Annotated in this window: 10 protein-coding genes; 5 read left to right on the top strand and 5 right to left on the bottom strand. The window is 75.8% G+C overall.

Annotated elements, in window-relative coordinates:
• Nucleotides 1-130: 130 nt before the first annotated feature.
• The 3 genes from lhgO to C2142_RS17010 all read right to left on the bottom strand — a co-directional run bounded on the left by lhgO (nt 131) and on the right by C2142_RS17010 (nt 5,005).
• A complete protein-coding gene (gene lhgO, locus C2142_RS17020) occupies nt 131-1,366 on the bottom strand; it encodes an L-2-hydroxyglutarate oxidase (RefSeq protein ID WP_148643429.1) in 1,236 nt (411 codons plus the stop codon).
• A gap of 75 nt (nt 1,367-1,441) precedes the next feature.
• Nucleotides 1,442-3,034 carry a TROVE domain-containing protein gene (locus C2142_RS17015; protein ID WP_148643428.1) on the bottom strand — a complete coding sequence of 531 codons (1,593 nt, stop codon included), beginning with the start codon at nt 3,032-3,034 and terminating at the stop codon, nt 1,442-1,444.
• Nucleotides 3,035-3,577: 543 nt separating this feature from the next.
• Entirely contained in the window at nt 3,578-5,005 is a 1,428-nt protein-coding gene (locus C2142_RS17010) for an MFS transporter (protein ID WP_148643427.1), read from the bottom strand.
• A 743-nt stretch (nt 5,006-5,748) separates the two neighbouring features.
• Between C2142_RS17010 and C2142_RS17005 the strand changes: the two genes are divergently transcribed.
• The 3 genes from C2142_RS17005 to C2142_RS16995 all read left to right on the top strand — a co-directional run bounded on the left by C2142_RS17005 (nt 5,749) and on the right by C2142_RS16995 (nt 9,384).
• The gene (locus C2142_RS17005) at nt 5,749-7,920 is read left to right on the top strand and encodes an asparagine synthase-related protein (RefSeq protein ID WP_148643426.1); all 2,172 of its coding nucleotides are present in this window, start codon (nt 5,749-5,751) and stop codon (nt 7,918-7,920) included.
• 143 nt (nt 7,921-8,063) lie between these two features.
• Nucleotides 8,064-8,585 carry a universal stress protein gene (locus C2142_RS17000; RefSeq protein ID WP_162002491.1) on the top strand — a complete coding sequence of 174 codons (522 nt, stop codon included), beginning with the start codon at nt 8,064-8,066 and terminating at the stop codon, nt 8,583-8,585.
• A gap of 94 nt (nt 8,586-8,679) precedes the next feature.
• Nucleotides 8,680-9,384, top strand: a complete 705-nt coding sequence (locus C2142_RS16995; protein ID WP_148644846.1) for a DsbA family oxidoreductase — start codon at nt 8,680-8,682, stop codon at nt 9,382-9,384.
• A 39-nt stretch (nt 9,385-9,423) separates the two neighbouring features.
• Here the strand turns inward: C2142_RS16995 and C2142_RS16990 are convergent, their stop codons facing one another.
• Nucleotides 9,424-11,550, bottom strand: coding sequence for a sigma-70 family RNA polymerase sigma factor (locus C2142_RS16990; RefSeq protein WP_241002626.1), 2,127 nt, complete (start codon nt 11,548-11,550; stop codon nt 9,424-9,426).
• Nucleotides 11,551-12,137: 587 nt separating this feature from the next.
• Nucleotides 12,138-13,121: a TetR/AcrR family transcriptional regulator gene (locus tag C2142_RS16985; protein ID WP_148643424.1), complete on the bottom strand. Its 984-nt coding sequence runs from the start codon at nt 13,119-13,121 to the stop codon at nt 12,138-12,140.
• Nucleotides 13,122-13,675: 554 nt separating this feature from the next.
• On the opposite strand from C2142_RS16985, the gene C2142_RS16980 reads away from it, so the two are divergent.
• Complete coding sequence (locus tag C2142_RS16980; RefSeq protein ID WP_148644845.1) at nt 13,676-15,052, top strand: FAD-dependent oxidoreductase; 1,377 nt, start codon at nt 13,676-13,678, stop codon at nt 15,050-15,052.
• A gap of 151 nt (nt 15,053-15,203) precedes the next feature.
• A complete protein-coding gene (locus C2142_RS16975) occupies nt 15,204-16,619 on the top strand; it encodes a SpoIIE family protein phosphatase (RefSeq protein WP_148644844.1) in 1,416 nt (471 codons plus the stop codon).
• Nucleotides 16,620-17,171: the final 552 nt, after the last annotated feature.

Below are 17,171 nucleotides of genomic sequence, written 5' to 3'. Positions count from 1 at the left end.
CCGAGTCTACGGGGCCGCCGCGCACGGGCCGCAGGGCCTGTGACGCACGCGACGCACCCGGCGCACCGCGCGTTCCCGGCGCAGCGCACGTGCCGGGCGCACCGCACGTGCGCCGGGGCGCCGGGTGCGGTCACCCGCCCGCCTCCAGCGCGGCCAGCGCCCGGCGGGCCACCTCGCGGCCGATCGGGAGCGAGGCGGTGGCCGCGGGGGAGGGCGCGTTCAGCACGTGCACCAGGCGGCGGGTGGAGCGCGGGTCCTCCGGGTCGAACCCGGCGAAGGCGAAGTCGTCCAGCAGCGAGCCGTCCCGGCCGACCGCCTGGGCCCGCACCCCGGCGGTGGCCGGCACCAGGTCCTCGGCCGTGACGGCGGGCAGCAGGCGCCGGACGGCGGTGGTGAACGCCCGCTTGGAGAGCGAACGGTGCAGCTCGCCGAGCTCGTACCGCCAGTGCCGGCGGGCGATCTGCCAGGTGCCGGGGAAGGCGAGCGTCCCGGCCAGGTCGCGGGGGCGCACGGTGCGCCAGTCGTAGCCCTCGCGGGCCAGTGCGGGCACCGCGTTCGGGCCGACGTGCACGTCGCCGTGGATGCCCCGGGTCAGGTGCACGCCGAGGAAGGGGAACGCCGGGTCGGGCACCGGGTAGACCAGGCCGCGGACCAGCTCCCGGCGGTCCTTGGCCAGTTCGTAGTACTCGCCGCGGAACGGCACGATCCGCACGCCGGGGTCGTCGCCGGCCAGCCGGGCGATCCGGTCGCTGTGCAGGCCCGCGCAGTTCACCAGGACCTGGCAGCGCAGCTCCCCGGCGGAGGTCTGCACCGTCACCCCGTCGGCCCGGCGGGCGACCGCCCGCAGCTCCGTCCCGGTCCGCAGCTCCGCCCCGGCCTCGCGGGCCAGCCGGGCGTAGGTGCCGGCCACGGCGGGGAAGTCGCAGATCCCGGTGGTTCCGACGTGCAGCCCGGCGATGCCGGTGACCTGCGGCTCGTACCGGGCGATCCCGGCGCGGTCCAGCTCGGTGACGGGGATGCCGTTCTCCCGGCCGCGCTCGGCCAGCGCCCGCAGCCGTGGCAGTTCGGCCGGGCCGGTCGCCACGATCAGCTTGCCGGTCACCTCGTGCGGGATGTCGTGGGTGCGGCAGAACCCAACCATCTCGGCGGCGCCCGCGACGGCGTACCGGGCCTTGAGCGAGCCCGGCCGGTAGTAGACGCCGCTGTGGATGACCCCGCTGTTGCGGCCGGTCTGGTGCGCCGCGAAGCCGGCCTCCTTCTCCAGCACGGCCAGCCGCAGCCCCGGTCGCTCCCGGGTCAGCGCGTACGCCGTGGACAGCCCGACGATTCCCCCGCCCACCACCAGCACGTCGATGTCGTACGCCACCGCTCGCTCCTCGCTCCGCCCCGGCACGGCCCGCCGCCGATGCTGCCACGGCGGGCCGTGCCGGTCGAGGGGGCCTCAGCGGCCCTTCGGCTCCAGCCACGGCCAGGTCGCGTCCCGGCCCGATTCGAGCAGGGGGATCAGCCGGAAGGCGGCGTCGTTCAGCCCGCCGAAGGTGTGCCGGTTCGCCGAGCCGCTCGGTCCGTGGCCGGTGGCGTAGCCGGCCAGGTTCCAGGTGTAGACGGGGACGCCGGCCGGCACGGCGGCCAGCGGGTCGCCGCCGCTCCAGTGGCCCGGACCGGTCTGCTCGTCGGTGACGATGACGACCCGGTCGTGTCCGCGGTAGTGGGTGCGGACGGCCGTGGTGGTGTCGGTGCCGCCGAGGTCGCCGAAGCGCTCCAGGACGCGCAGCACCGCCTCCCCCCTGCCCACCTCGACGACCCGGCTGGTGGAGCCGAACTCGACCAGGTCGGCGTCGGCCGCCCGGACCTTCAGCGCGGTTCCGAAGATCGCCGCCGAGTCGGCCCGGTTGAGCTGGGTCTGTGCGCTCGGCCGGTCGAACATCGAGCCCGAGCGGTCGACCAGGACCAGCGTCCGGCCGGGGAGCGAGGGCACGTTGGCGAGTGAGTGGGAGAGCGCGGTCTCCAGTGCGTGCCCCCAGCGCAGCGACGGCGCGTGCCGGTGCGCGGCGAGGTAGCGGAACGGGAACTGGCGGGAGCGGTGCACCTCTTCCCGGTCGCTGATCCGCCGGGCGACCTCGGCTGCGACCTCGTCCGGGACGCCGGCCTGGTCGAAGTTGCGCAGGTTGCGCACCAGCGCCATCGGGCCCATGGACGGGATGACCGCCTCCCAGACGGCCGCGTCCAATGGTCCCTGGAGCCATCCGGCCAGCGCCTCCCAGGTCAGCCCGGCCGCGGCGAGCCGCTCGGCGCCGCCCTCTGCGGTGACCGCCGCCCGCCGCTCCTCGACGGGCAGTGCGAGCAGTTCGCGGTTGGCGGTGAGCAGCCGGTCGGCGGCGGGCGGGACGGCCTCCTCCGGCCGGTGCCGGCGGTCCAGGGCGTAGCGGAACAGCTCGCCCTGCCACGGCTTGGCCGGGTCGGGCGAGGGGTGGGTCAGCTCCAGCACGTCCCCGAAGCGGTAACCCTTGGACGCGGTGTCGTACTTGAGCAGCGAGCGGCCGTGGTAGAGCCGGCGGACGGCGTCGGCGATGCCGCGCTTGAGCGGCTTGGGCAGCGCGCGGCCGTAGCGGGACGTCCAGTAGGCGAGCAGCTCGCCGGGTTCGTCCGCGCGCTGGAGCACCGCGTCGACGGCCTGCCGGGAGTGGCCGGGCGCCCCGGCGTCCAGCCGGGCCCGGGTGAACTCGGCGGCGCCGACCAGCGCCGCCGTGCGCAGGTGTGCGTCGGACCGCAGCCAGCGCAGCAGGCCGAGGGTCCACTCCGGTTCGACGACGGCGAGTTCGCGCACCAGTGCGGTGTAGCGGTCGTCGCGGTCGCCGCCCGTCTCGTAAAAGGTGTCCTGGCCGACCAGGTTGGCCACCGAGAGCAGGAAGAGTTCGGACTTCGCGTCGCGGAGGAATCCGGTGCCGCCGTTGTGGTTGGCGGTGCGCCGCCCGGTGGTGGTCACGGGCGAGCCCGGACTCGGCCTGGCCGTGCGGACGTTGAAACGCGACATGGTGGAATCCCCCTGCTGACTGGTCGGACGGGCAGGAGGCATGGCAAAGGAAGGGGTGCCCGAGATCGTGCCGGCCCGGCGGCCGGCCTCGGCGGAGGTGTAATGCCTTGTGCTCTACCGGATTGAGCTAGCGACCGCGCTCGCGCACGGCACGCCCGGGATTCGAACCCGGAACCGCAAGATCCGAAGTAACCCCCGCCTGCGCACCGGGCACCCCGGCGCTCTGCCTCCCGAGATCAAAGGTGGCGGCGGTTTGGTTTTCCGATTCAACGCGCCCCGCCGGGGCACTCCACGAAGTAACCGCTGTCGTCGCACCGGGAGGTGCGGAAAACCTATTCACGTATGAGTGTCCAGAGTTCCGAAGCGGCTGGGGTAACAAGCTGCTCTACCAACTGAGCTACACCGGCCCGAAGCCGATGGCGGGACTCGAACCCGCGACACGCTCCGTCGAAAGGAAGTAACCCCTGCCTGCGCACCTGGACGAGAGAGACCATAGCCAGGCCTCTCCCGTCGGCGCATCCGAATTACCGTCGGGCGTCCCGCTCAGGCCGGGGCGACGATCACTGCGCGCGCCCGTTCCGTCAGCTCCCTCACCCGGCGCTCCCCCTGGAAGGGTTCGAGGCGGCGGAGCATCTCCACCACGTACTCGCGGCTGCGCTGGGAGGAGATCCGGCCGGCCACCTCGACGGCGCGCTCGCCGGCCGCGACCGCCGCGTCCAGGTTCCCCGCCTCGGCCTCGGCCATCGCGGAGACGACCAGCCGCAGCCCGTGCGAGCGGACGTAGCCCTCGGTGGGGCGGGCCAGTGCCTCGCGGGTGAATTGGCGGACCTTGGAGGGCACTCCGAGGTCCCGGAAGCACTCGGCGGCGTCGGCGGCGAGCCGGTCGTAGGCGTAGAAGTCGATCCACGCCGGATCGGGATCCCCGGCGCGAGCCCGTTCGAGCGCGCTCTCCGCGGCGCCGAGCGCCGTCGCGCACGCCGCCGCATTGCGGGCCTTGGCCTGGGCCCGCGCCTCGACCAGGTGGAAGAAGCTCATGGTGCGGGCGGTGGCCAGGCCCCGGTTGCGTTCCAGGGCGGCCTGGGCGAGGTCGACCGCCTCCTCGGCGAAGCCCCGGTAGCCGGCCTGCAGGCTCATCGAGGCCAGCACGTAGCCGCCGAGCGGCACGTCGGCGGCGGCCCGGGCCAGCCGCAGCGCCTGGATGTAGTAGCGCTGGGCGGCCTCGTGCTGGCCGGTGTCGAACGCCATCCACCCGGCCAGCCGGGTGAGTTCGGCGGTCGCGCCGAACAGCGCCCGGCCGACCGCGTCGCTGTACGAGGCCAGCAGCAGCGGCGCCGCCTCCACCCGCAGGCACTCCGGCACCATCGACGAACGCCAGTCCCCGCCACCGTACTTGGAGTCCCAGCGGCGGGCCTCCTGGGCGGCCTCGCGGAGCTTGGCGGCGTCCGAGTGGCCCACCCGGTAGGAGCCCGCGTCGGCGGGCGTGCGCGCCGCCTCGCGGGCCACCGAACCGTCCGCAGGGGTGATCAGCCAGCGGGAGACGGGGGTCGCGTACGCGGCGACCGAGAAGGTGCCGGCCAGGCTGTCGCTCCAGCGGCCGCCGCCGGGGCCGCGCCGCAGGTCGAGGTCGATCCGCCAGAGGTCGGTGGCCGAGCGGACCGCCTCGGAGATCTCGCGCGGGAAGGCCAGGCCGAGCTCGGGCGCCGGGTCGGTGTCGCCGAGGCCGATCTCCTCCAGCGGCACCGGCCGGCCGAGCTTGCCGCCGATCGCGGTGGCGATCAGGTGCGGGACGGGGCCCTGCGGGACCATGCCCTTGCTGACCCAGCGGGCCACCGAGGTCTTGTCGTAGCGCAGCGTCAGTCCGCGTTGGGCGCCGAGGTCGTTGACCCGGCGGGCCAGGCCGGCGTTGCTGATCTGCGCGAGGGTCAGGAGCGTGCCGAGCCGTTCGTTCGGTCCTCGTGGGCTGACGGTCATGGTGGCGGCGGCACCTCCTGCGGCCTTGTGCGCGGGGCCCGGGCGGCACCGGGCCGTAGCTGCTGTACCTAGAGTAGTCGGACGCGTTCCGAGGGTTAAGAGGCCGCATTCCGGATGGCGGGATCGCGCACCCGGCGGCGGCCGGCCGGTGCTCCGGCGGGCGGCGCGGCGGGGTTGGTCCGGACCGCTCGGAACCGGCCGCCGGTGGTCGGCCCGGCCGCGCGCCGGAGCGTTGTGCTCCGGTCCCGTGTCGATGTGCGCCCGGCCGTGCCCCCTGGCCCGACCGGCTGGTCGGCGATTCGCTGGTGGTCGTGGGTCGGCCCGCCGTCGAGGACCCGGCGGGCCGGGGGATGCCGCCGTCTCAATCCCCGCGGACGGCGGCGGAGTCCGGGAGGGCATGCGGATGCCCTCCCGGGCCGAACGACGCCTTTCGGCCATCTCGCGATGGCCATGACAAGGCGGTCGCGAGGGCGGTCCGGGCCGGGGAGGGGGAGGCCCGGCCCGCCCGGCGGGAGCCGCGGCGCCACCGGGCACCGCCGCCCGGCAGCCGGCCGGTGCGGCCCGGCGCCGCGAAATCGGAAACGCCAACTCCGGTCACGGCGCGGCGAACCGGTGGCACGATGTCTCCTGACGGCGCGCCGGATCCGCGGTGGGCGGCCGCCGCGGCGCGCCACGGGCTGGCACGGGGCTGCCCGGCGGCGGAGGCGCCGCACGGCGGCAGGTCCTCGTCCGGTGGAGGCGCGATGCGGTGGCTGACGGGCTGGAGCACGGGCACGACCCGGCCGGGCACCCCGGCGCACGAGGCGCCCGGCGCGGTGGCACCGATCGCCGCGCGCGCCCTCTGGACCGGCCCCAACCCGCTCTGGGCGGTCGGCGACTGGCGGCCCGAGGAGATCCGCCTGGCCACCATCCGCCCCGGCGCCCCCGCCACCGTCACCACCGGCCCGGCCGGCCCCGACCCCGCCGAGGACACCCCCGCCACCACCCGGCTCGCCGTCCTCGGCCACTGCGGAGCCTCCGACGCCGAACTGGCCGCCGGCCTGGCCGCCGCCCGCGGCGGCGCCGTCCGCCACCTCACCGCCTGGCCCGGCAGCTACACCGTCGTGCTGCGCACCGGCACCCGTTCCACCGTGCTGCTCACCGACCTGGCCGGCGCCCAGCCCGTCTTCCACACCCCCTGGGCCGGCGGGACCGCGTACGCCACCGCCGCCCTCCCGCTCGCCGACCTGATCGGCGCGCCCCTCGACACCGGCCACCTGGCCGCCCGGCTGGCCTGCCCCGAGTCCCCGGAGGCACTCGGCACCGGCACCCCCTACCTCGGCGTCCAGCAGGTGCCGCCCGGCCACGCGCTGGCCATCCGGGGCGGCCGCCCCTACCTCTCGGCGTACGACGAGCCGGGCGGCGCGGCGCGGCAGCGAGGCGAGGCGCCCGCCGTCCGGGAACTCACCCGCGCCCTGCTGGAGTCGGTCCGCTCCCGGGTCCGCACCCCCGCTCCCGGTGCCGCCGGCAACGGCCGGGCCCGGCTGGGCGTCGACCTCTCGTACGGAACGGCGTCCGCCACCGTCGCGCTGCTCGCCGCCGCCGTGCCGCTCGCCCCGGCGCCCGGCGCGGGCGTTCCCGCCCAGGGGGCGACGGCGGCCGGGGGCGACGGCGCCGGGGCCGCCGCCAGGAGCGGGGCCGTGAAGGGCTCCTGGGCCCGCCCGGCCGCCCGGCCGCCGTCCGCGCCCGAGCAGCTGGCCGCCGTCACCCTCGACGAGACCGAGACGCCGGCCACCCTGGCGCTCGCCCCCGACCTCCCCCGGCTGCGGCACACCGTGCTCGCCCCCGGGCCCGGCACCCTCCCGTACGCGGACCTGCGGGCCGACCCGCAGGCGGGCCGGCTCACCGACGAACCCGGCCCCGAGCTGGTCGCCGCCGTCCGTGCGGAGGCCCGCTTCGGCGCGGGCGGCACAGACCACCTCACCGGCTACGGCGCCCGTCAGGTCCTCGACGGCCACCCGGCCCGGCTCGCCGACCTGGTCCGGGCCGGCCGCCCGCGCGAGCTGCTGACCCCGGTCGCCGCGCTGGCGGGCGCCGACCGGGCCGCCGTCGGCGTCCTGGCCGGCGCGCTGCGCACCCCGCTCACCGTGGTCCGGGCCGCCCACCGCCTCTCCCGGATCCGCTACGCCGAGGCGCTCGACGACGCCGCGGTACGGCTGACGCTCCGCCACGTCCCGGACGGGGGCGGGACGGCGGGCGCGCGCTCGGCGGACGACCTGGCCTGGTGCGTCCCCGGCCCGGCGGCCCGCTGGCTCTCCGACGAGGCGCTGTCCGCCGTCGCCCTGCGGCTGCGGCTGGCGGCGCGCGAGCCGGCGCCCGCCGAGCTGCCCGGCGCGCGACGGGCCCGGTACGCCCTGCACCGGCACGCGCGCGGGTTCCGCACCCTGGTGCACGCCGCCGAACAGCCCGGCCAGCGGCTGCACGCGCCGTTCCTGGACAACCAGGTGGTCCGCGCGGCCCGGCTGCTCCCCGACGACGTCCGACTCCAGCCCGGCGCCCGGTCCGCCCTGCTGCACGCCGTCCTCACCGGGGCCGGCCGCACCGACCTTCCGTCCGACTGGGGCCGCGGCACCCGTCCCGACCGCACCGCCCCCGCCCGGGCCGGCCTGCGGCTCGCCGCCGACGGCCTCGCCGAACTGTTCGACGCCCCGCTGCTCGCCGAGGCGGGCCTGATCGACCTCGCCGCCGTCCGGGCCGGCCTGGCCCGCTCCGCCGACCCGTCCACCCCGCCGGCGCCGGGCACCCTGGCCGGCCTCGCCGAACTGGTCGCCACCGAGCTCTGGCTCCGCCGCGTCCGCGCCCGCCGGCACGGCGCCTGCTGGACCGGCCTCCCGGTCGCCGAGCGCGCCGCCCTGGCCCCGGCCCGCTTCGCCTGACCCGCGCGGCCGGGGCTCCGGCCGGGGCTCCGGCGCGGCACGCCCGTCCGGACGGGCCGGGCGGGCAATCATGGCGCCATTCCGACTCGCTCCCTCCGTCCTGCCCGTCCTGCCCGTCCCGTCCCGCTCCCGTGGAGGCCGTGGTGACCAGCGCCAGCCCGGATCCGTCCGTCCCCGTCGTCCTGTCGGTGCTCGGCCGGCCGCCGACGGGCCGCCCGCCGGGGGTGCTGGCGGCGTGCGACGGTTCGGACGGTTCGCTCTGGGCGCTGGACCGGGCGATGACCGAGGCCGAGCGGTTCGGCCTGCCGCTGTACGTGCTCGCGGTGGTCAACCCGGCGCCGGGCGGCTACCCGCCGGGGATGGCCGAGCTGGTGCAGGAGAGCGTCGAGACGCTGGTCGAGAGCATGGCGGACGGCCTGCGCCGCTCGGTGGCCGCGGTGCAGCGGGCCCGGACCCGCCGGTACGAGGGGGAGCTGTCGCTGTACGTGGTGCTCGGCAACGTGATCGAGGTGCTGCTGGCGGCGTCGGCCCGGCACCACACGCTGGTGATCGGCACCCGCGGCAACGGCGGCTTCACCCGGTTGCTGCTGGGATCGGTCACCTCGGCGGCGGTCCACCACGCGAGCTGCCCGGTCCTGGTCGTCCCCGCTCCGCCGGCACCCTGAGCCGCCGCACTGCGCGCTGCCGGGAATGTCCCGAGATGGTTCATCGTTCACCTATCTCGGAACCATGCTCCCCACCCCCTGGAGAAACCCCGTCATGAAGGTCGAGATCTACTCCGACATCGCCTGCCCCTGGTGCTACATAGGCAAGCGTCGCTTCGAGGAGGCGCTGGACGGCTTCGCGGGCAAGGAGAACGTCGAGGTGGTCTACCGGCCGTACCAGCTGGTGCCGGACGCGCCCGCCACGGCGAGCCCGCACCGCGCCTGGCTGGCCGAGCGCTACGGCCCGCAGTCCGTCGCGATGGACGCCCGGGTGGCCGAGCTGGGCCTCGCCGAGGGCATCACCTACGACTTCGACGCGGCGCTGCACGCCAACACCTTCCTCGGTCACCGGTTGCTCCACCTCGCCGAGACCGAGTACGGCGCGGCCGTGCAGGGTCGGCTGAAGGAGGCGCTGCTCAAGGCGCACTTCACCGACGGCGTGGACGTCGGCGACCGCGCGGCGCTCACCGAGGTCGCCGTCGTGGCCGGCCTGGACCGCGACCGGGTGGCGGCCTACCTGGCCGGCGACGAGGGCACCGCGGAGGTCCGTGCCCAGCTGGCCGAGGCCCGTGAGCTGGGCATCACCGCCGTGCCGACCTTCGTCTTCGAGGGCAAGTGGGCGGTCCAGGGCGGTCAGGAGGCCGAGACCTTCCGCAAGGTGCTGGAGCAGGTCGCCACCGAGATCGGCGAGCGCCGCCCGGTGCCGGTGCAGGTCGCCGCGGCCGGCGAGGCGTGCGCGGACGGATCCTGCGCGATCTGACCCGCCCGCCCCTCACGGCAAGCCCCCCCGACGCCCGCTTCAGACGCACCTGAAGCGGGCCTCGGCCCAGTCCGCCGCGTTCAGGGCCGACCAGACGCCGTGGGCGGGAGTGACCACCAGGCGGATCGACCGCTGCCCGTCCAGCGGCACGTGCACCGGCACCGCGTCGTCGCCCGTGGCCAGGACGGGCGACCTCCACAGCGTGCGGCCGTCGCCGCCCTGCACGGAGAAGATCACGCCGCCGGGTGAGGCGGTGATGTCGTCCACTCCTGCCAGCGCGTCGAAGGACGTGCAGCCGCGGTTGAGGTCGACCAGCGTGCCGGCGGGCGCGTGCACGGTGATGCCGTGCGCGTGCCGGGTGCCGCCGATCGAGACGCTGTCCCGTTGCCAGAACCAGTCGCTGCCCTTCTGCCGGATGCTCGGGCCCGGCGGCGGGACCCGGTTGTTGCCGGGCTTGAGCACCGGCAGGTCGTCGGCCCAGAAGTCGGTCGGGGCGGGCGGCGTCGGCGTCGGCGTCGGTGGCTTGGGCGTCGGCGGCTTGGGAGTCGGCACCGGCGGGGGCGTCGGGGTGGGCACCACGGGGACGTCCGGCGTGGGCACCGGCGGTACGACCGGCGTCGGCACCTCCGGGACGGTGGGCTTCGGGACGGGGGGTTTCGGCGGCTGTGGCCCGGGCGTCGGGCTGGTGGTCGGCGCGGCCGCCGCCGTCGTCGGCCGCGGGCTCGGCGCCGGCGGCGGCACGGCCTTGGGAGCCGGGGCGGGCGGGGCCTTCGGCGCGGGCGTGGCGGACGGGCCCGGCGACGGTTCCTCCACCGGCTCCGGCACCGGCACGGGGCTGTTCGGGGCCGGGCTCGGCGGCTCCGGCGCCGCGACGGGCGGCGGGGCCGGCACGGCGGGGGCGGAGACCGGGGGAGCGGCCACCGGGGCTTTCGGTTCGGGCGCGCCGGTCAGCGCGTACGCGGCGGCGGTGGCCGCGGCCACCGCGACGGCGGCGGCGATCCCGGCCTTGGCGGCGGCGCCCAGGCCCTCACCGGCCACCGCGCCGACGGCCCCGCCGCCGGAACCCGCCGTACCACCGGCGGCGCCCCCGGCCGCACCGGCCGTCGCACCGGCCGTCGTGCCCGCGGTCGTACCCGCCGACGTGGCCGCCGCCGTTCCCGCCGCCGCACCGCCGACCGCCGCAGCCCCGCCCACGGCGGCCGCGGCGGCGCTGAACCCGCCCACACCGACCCAGACCAGCACGCCGCCGGGCAGCAGCGCCCGCAGGCCGTGGTTGATCTCGGACAGTTCCAGGCAGGCGGCCGTGCACCGGTCGCACTCCTTGAGGTGGCGGCCGACCTCGGCCGACGCCCGCTTGCGCAGCGAGCCGCGCGCGTACGCGCCGAGCCGGTTGGCGTACGCCGCGCAGTCCCGGTCCTGGCTGCCCGAGACGTGGGCCTGGAGGAAGCCCGCGGCCAGCCGGTCGCGGGCGCGGTGCGCCTGGACGGCGGTGGCGTTGGCGGTCTTGCCGAGCATCACCGCGACGGTCTTCGGGGACTCCCGCTCGACCTCGGTGTGCCAGAGCACCATCCGGTCGTCCTCGGGCAGTTCGGCGTAGGCCTGCATGACCATGCGCTGGTCGGCCATCGCCATCGCCCAGGCGTCGGCCCCCGGGTCGGCCAGGTCGAGGTCGACGGTGGCGGCCGAGGTCTGGGCGAACACGCTGAAGTCGTCGACGAGTTGCTCACGCCGCTCGCTGCGGGTCCAGGCGGTGGCGACGTTGCGCACCGCGGTCAGCAGGTAGGCGCGGACGGCGAACTCCGGACCCTTGCCCGCCTTCAGCGCCTGCAGGGTGCGGGCGAACACCTCGCCGGCGAGGTCCTCGGCGGTGAAGCTGTCGCGGCAGCAGGTCCGGGCGTAGCGGCGCACCGCGTCGGCGTGCCGGCGGTAGATCTCCTCGTACGCGGTGTCGTCACCGGACCGGACGAGGGCGGTCAACTCGGCGTCCGAGGGCGGGCGCTCGCCGTCCACCGGGTCGGCGGGGGCGGGCACGGTCGGGCGGGCGGGGACGCCGTTGCCGACGAAGGCCTCGGGGGCGACCCCACCCCGTCCGGCCGGGGCCTGGCCGGGGACGCGGGCGGGCGGGAGCGCGGCGGCCGAGGCGGAGAGCGATTCGCGGCTGGGCATGCCGGCCTGGTCCGGCACCTGTCCCGGATGCGCCGGATTCCCGCGGGCCCCCTGGTGTCCGGACTGGTGTCCGGACGGCAACGGCCCGGAGCGCCCGGGCGGGGAGCCGGGCGCGCGCCCCGGCCCGTGACCGGGCGCGTGACCGGGCGTACCAGCGCTCGGGCCCTCAGCCACGCCCTCCGGCCCGCCCGTACCGGATCGGCCGAAGTCGAGGCCGTAGCCGTAGTCGTTCTGTTCCTCGGCGCTCACAACGGACCCCAGATTCCACGACAGCCCCCGAAGTGTGGCAGGGCGTGCGGGAGGGCGTGGGCGCACGATTCCCCGCTGCGCGGCGCCGGGTGCGCGCGAACGGCGCGCATCGGGACATTGGCTCCAACCACGGGCAAAGGATGGCATAGCGCAGAGTTGGGCGGTAGCCGGACCGCCGTGACCCACTCTTCCGAGGGGCCGTCGCGGCTGTGTTCGTCCCGCGCACGGCGCCCGGCGGCACGGCGGACGCGCGGAGCGCGCGACCTGTCCGTGCGCCCCGGTCCGACGCCCAACTCACCTGCCCGCAGCGGACGGCGGCCGCGCCCGGGCGCCGGGACTCAGCGCGCCCGCAGCCCGTCCAGCAGAATCTGCAGCAGCCGGTCGGCCGGGCCCTCGGAGGCCTGACCGTCCGTCGGCCGGCCACTCGTCGGTGAACCCCCCGCCGGGACCACGGCCGATGCGTGCACGGGTTCGCCCGCCACCGCGCGCGTGGCGTGCACCGGCACCGAGGCCGTCAGCACCAGCACGACGTCGGCCACCGTGACCCCGGGCCGAAGCTCGCCCGCCGCACCCGCCCGGGCCACCAGCGCGGCCAGCAGCTGTAGCAACAGCCGCGGGTCCGCATCGGCCGCCGGCGGCTCGGCGCCGCCCTGCTGCGCCACGGCACCCTGCGGTCCGGCACCCTGCGGTCCGGCATCGTACGATCCGGAGCCGTACGACCCGGAGCCGAACGGCCCGGCGCCGGATGGCTCGAACCGGCCCCCTGGGAGCCCGCCCGCCCCGACCGGATCGCCGGAACGCTGCTCCGGCACCCGGCCCAGCTCGTCCGCGTACCGGAACGCCTCCGGCGGCAGCAGCCGCCCGGCACCCGTGGACACCGCCCGCGCCAGGTACCCGGCCAGCGACTCCCAGGCACCGCCGCCGCCGTACAGCGACTCACGCGCCTGCGACGTCAGCCAGGCCACCTCCTCGGCGGCGATCCGCTGGACCAGCACCTCCTTGCTCGGGAAGCGCCGGTAGACCGTGCCGACCCCGACCCCGGCCCGGCGCGCGACCTCCTCCATCGGCGCGCCGTAGCCGAACTCGCCGAAGACCTCGCGGGCCGCGCGCAGCACGCTCTCCAGGTTGCGCCGGGCGTCCACCCGCAACCGGGCCCCGGGTACGGGCCCGCCACCGCCCTGCGGCGGCTCGCTCCGGTACGGCACCCCGGCGTACGCCACCGTGGCCTGTTCCGGAAGGCCGCCGGGGCCGCGCTGCTCCGGCACCACACCCGGGACGGCACGCGGCGCATCCCGCCCCAACAGTCGTTCCTGCTCCATCATCCCAACTCTCCCCCGCAGGCGCCCGATCCCGGACCCTGTCGTCGCCCGCCCCTGCACCCCCCGGTGCAGCTCCGTCCGTTGTCAGAAATGACCAGATGACCCATCGCTCGTGCCGGTCGTGCCGTTCGCTCCGCCCAGGTGGTGCCCGACCACGATCGCCGGACCGCACGTGTCCGGCCGCATACGCATGAAGACCACACGTTTGAGGCCTCGTCCGGGACTACCCTTCCCCGGATCACGCTCCCGCAGTCGGGTTGCTCCCGCCAACGCTGGAACTGGCCGTAATGGCAGCTCCACGGTGCGTCGCCGCCGATTGACATGGCGATGGCCGCTCCGACACACAATCCGACCATAGTTCACCGCCGTTGAAAGCCGAAAGTGCGTCAGAAAGTCACCCCGGCAGCACATCCGGCCCCACCTGTCCACTCCCGTCCCAACTGCCTCGGCACGGACTGTGGACAAGAGGCCCTCCGGCGGTCCTTCATGGAGGGCGTGGTGGGGGGCGCCCCGGCCGACGGGGCCGGCGGGAAGGTCACTTCGGCAGGAGGTGCGCTATCAGGATCCTGATCGTCGGGGGCGGCTGCGCCGGGATGTCCGCCGCGCTGCACCTCCAGCGCGGCCTGCGCGAGCGGCTCCGGCGCGGCGACGTGGAGATCACCGTCGTCGAGCCGCAGCCCTACCTGACGTACCACCCGCTGCTCGCCGAGGTCGCGGCCGGCTCGATCGACCCCCGCCACGTGGTCGTCCCGCTGCGCCGCGCGCTGCCGGACTGCCGCGTCCTCACGGCGCGGGTCACCCGGATCGAGCACGCCACCCGCCGCGCCTGGGCCGACGCCGCCGGCCACGGCGAACCGCCGGCCCCCGTCGAACTGGACTACGACGTCCTCGTCGTGGCCCCGGGCTCGGTCTCCCGGACGGCACCCGTCCCCGGCCTGGCCGAACACGGCCTCGGCTTCTCCACCGTCGGCGAGGCGGTGAGCCTGCGCAACCACGTCCTGGAGCAGCTCGACCTCGCCTCCGCCACCCGCGACCCGGCCCTGCGCCAGGCCGCGCTCACCTTCGTCTTCGTCGGCGCGGGCTACGCCGGCGTCGGCGCCCTCGCGGAGCTGGAGGACATGGCCCGGTACGCGGTCCGCGGCTACCACAACGTCAGCCCCGAGGACCTGCGCTGGGTGCTGGTCGAGGCCTCCGGCCGGATCCTCGCCGAGGAGTCCCCCGAACTGGCCGCGCACACGCTGGCGCAACTGCGCGAGCGCAGTGTCGACGTCCGGCTGCGGACCACCCTGGACTCGGCCGCCGGCCGGGTCATGGCGCTCTCCGACGGCAGCCGCTTCGCCGCCCGCACCCTGGTCTGGACGGCCGGGGTGCGCCCGTCCCCGCTGCTGCGCGACACCGACCTGCCGCTGGACACCTCCGGCCGCGTCCGCTGCCTCGCCACCCTCCAGGTCCTCGCTCCGGACGGGCGGGCGCTCCCCGGCGTCTGGGCGGCCGGCGACGGTGCCGCCGTACCCGACCCGCACGCGGACGGCGCCTCCTGCGCCCCCAACGCGCAGCACGCCTTCGCCCAGGCGGAGCTGCTCGCGGCCAACGTGCTGGTCGCGCTGGACGGCGGCCCGCGGGCGGTGGGCATCGCCGAGTACCGGCCGGACCGCGCCGCCTGCTCCACCTCGCTCGGCCTGGGCCGCGCGGTCGCGCACACCCGGCGTGGCGGCAGGCTGACCGGCCGGCGGGCGTGGTGGCTGCACCGGGCCCGGCACCTGCGCCGGCTGCCGAGCTCCGACCGGCGGGTGCGGGTGCTGATGGACTGGCTCCTGGGCGGGGTGTTCTCCCGCGAAGTGGTTTCGCTGGGGGCGGTCGAGCACCCGCGCTCGGAGTTCGAGGCGGGGTTCGGACCGGGCCCCGGGTCCGGCTCCCGGCCGGGCCCGGACTGACATGACGGCCGCGCCGTGGGCGCGCGACTTCCGGAATCGGGCCTCCGCCTGACAGGATCTGCCCAACCGAGTCATTACCCCGTGTGCCAGTGCGCACACAAAAAGTGATGATATGCCTGGAAATCGAGGAAGCGGCCGTCGTTTGAACCTCATGCGCTGGAGCGCCCGGCTCACCGGAGTCCCTTGGCGTGCCGCCCCGCCCACCGGGAACGGCACCGACCAGGGCGCGCCGTCCGGCGACGTCGTGGTCCCCAGCCCACGCGACCCCACCAGCCTCGTCAGCCCGACCGAGGTGCTCGACCCGCAGAAGCCCCAGGACCTGCGGGAGGTGCTGAACCGCATCCCCGCCCCCGTCGCCGTCACCTACGGCCCGCTGCACCAGCTCGGCTACGCCAACCGCGCCTACCGCGAACTCTTCGGCGACCGCCCCACCGGCCTGCCCGCCTGCGACGCCCTGCCCGAACTCGGAACCATGGGCGTCCTGCCGCTCATGGACCAGGTCATCCGCGGCGGCCGCCCGCGCAGCGTCAAGGCCCGGTGCATCCTCGGCCTCACCGGCAACCGCTACTACAACGTCTCCTGCGTCCCGCTCAGCCGCCAGGACCACCGCGCCGAGCCGGGGCAGACCGACGAGCACCGGGAGCACCGGGAGCACAAGGGGGCGCCGCCGGCCGGGGTGCTCATCTTCGCCGCCGAGGTGACCGACCAGGTCCTTGCCGCCACCCGCCTGCGGGAGTCCGAACGCCGGCACCGCGAGGCCGCCGTCACCCTCCAGCGCAGCCTGCTCCCGCAGAAGCTCGACCAGCCGGCCGACCTCCGGGTCGCCGCCACCTACCAGCCGGGCGGCGCCGAGGCGGCGGTCGGCGGTGACTGGTACGACGTCATCGCCATCGACGGCGGACGCACCGCCCTGGTCATCGGCGACGTCATGGGCCGGGGCCTGCGCGCCGCCGCGGTCATGGGACAGCTCAGGACGGCAGTCCGGGCCTACGCCCGCCTCGACCTCCCCCCGCACGAGGTGATGCGCCTGCTGGACGGGCTTGCCATGGAGATCGACGCCAACCAGATCGCCACCTGCACCTACGCGGTCTGGGACCCGCAGCGCCACACCCTCACCTACGCCTCCGCCGGCCACCTCCCCGTCCTGCTGCGCTGCCCCGACGGCACCGTCCTGCGCAGCGAGGAACAGAACGGCCCGCCGCTCGGCACCGGTGGCGGCGTCCACGTCTCGCACACCCTGCGCCTGCTCCCCGGCACCACCGGCGTCCTCTATACGGACGGCCTGGTCGAGCGCCGGGACGAGGACATCGACCAGGGCCTCGACCTGCTGGCCCGCACCCTCACCGGCGCGGAAGGCGCCCCCGAGGTCATCTGCGCCCGCTTGCTCCGGGCCATGGGGGTGACCGCGGAGCACGACGACGACGTCGCCGTGCTCGCCTTCCAGCTGCCGGCCGAGGAGGACCCGCCGGAGCTGGAGCCGGGGCAGAACTCCGGGGCGGAGCCGGAGACAGAGCCCGGGAGTGGGCCCGAGACCGAGCCCGGGAAGTGGGCCGATGGCCGGGGTTGACCCGGGGGCCCAAGAGGTCTAGTGTTCTTCGAGCTGCCTGGCAGGGAGCACCGGACACGCATCGGCGCGGACGGTCCCGGGGCAGCCAATCCCTAGAAACACCACTTCCCGGTTCGGGTTGGGTCGCGCTTTGCCTTTTTCGGCGGTGCGGCTCGGGTCTTATTCGGCGTGTCCGTTTATATGGATTGCGGCCGGATTCGCTTCTCGGAGCGGTGATGGGCTAGAGTTTGGAACGTCGGACGGGGCGTCAAGCCGCAGAAGACACCAGCGAGTTGGGTGAACGAAGCGCCGGAAACGGAGCGGAAAACATCTGATAAGCTGGGAACACGAAAGAACGAAGCGCCCGGAGGGCCCGCTGGAAGGCGGTCCGAAGGAAGTGTCCGTTCCTTGAGAACTCAACAGCGTGCCAAAAGTCAACGCCAGATATGTTGACATCCCCGGCCTCAGATTCTTCTGGGGTTGGAGATTCCTTTTGAAATAACACAGCGAGGACGCAGTGCGCGGGGCCGCCCTATTCCGGTGGTTGCCGTGCCGCTCAACGCGGGTGTGAAC

Origin of the sequence: Streptomyces sp. CB01881, assembly GCF_002953255.1 — a bacterium.
Taxonomy (GTDB): Bacteria; Actinomycetota; Actinomycetes; order Streptomycetales; family Streptomycetaceae; genus Kitasatospora.
Note: the sequence above shows the minus strand (reverse complement) of the source record. Positions and strands in the feature narration are given on the sequence as shown.

Coding starts and splice junctions, on each gene's coding strand:
- C2142_RS16995 (WP_148644846.1), top strand. CDS start 8,680: ATGAAGGTCGAGATCTACTCCGACATCGCCTGCCCCTGGTGCTACATA.
- C2142_RS17010 (WP_148643427.1), bottom strand. CDS start 5,005: ATGACCGTCAGCCCACGAGGACCGAACGAACGGCTCGGCACGCTCCTG.
- C2142_RS17015 (WP_148643428.1), bottom strand. CDS start 3,034: ATGTCGCGTTTCAACGTCCGCACGGCCAGGCCGAGTCCGGGCTCGCCC.
- C2142_RS17005 (WP_148643426.1), top strand. CDS start 5,749: ATGCGGTGGCTGACGGGCTGGAGCACGGGCACGACCCGGCCGGGCACC.
- C2142_RS16990 (WP_241002626.1), bottom strand. CDS start 11,550: ATGCCCAGCCGCGAATCGCTCTCCGCCTCGGCCGCCGCGCTCCCGCCC.
- C2142_RS16975 (WP_148644844.1), top strand. CDS start 15,204: ATGCGCTGGAGCGCCCGGCTCACCGGAGTCCCTTGGCGTGCCGCCCCG.
- C2142_RS16985 (WP_148643424.1), bottom strand. CDS start 13,121: ATGATGGAGCAGGAACGACTGTTGGGGCGGGATGCGCCGCGTGCCGTC.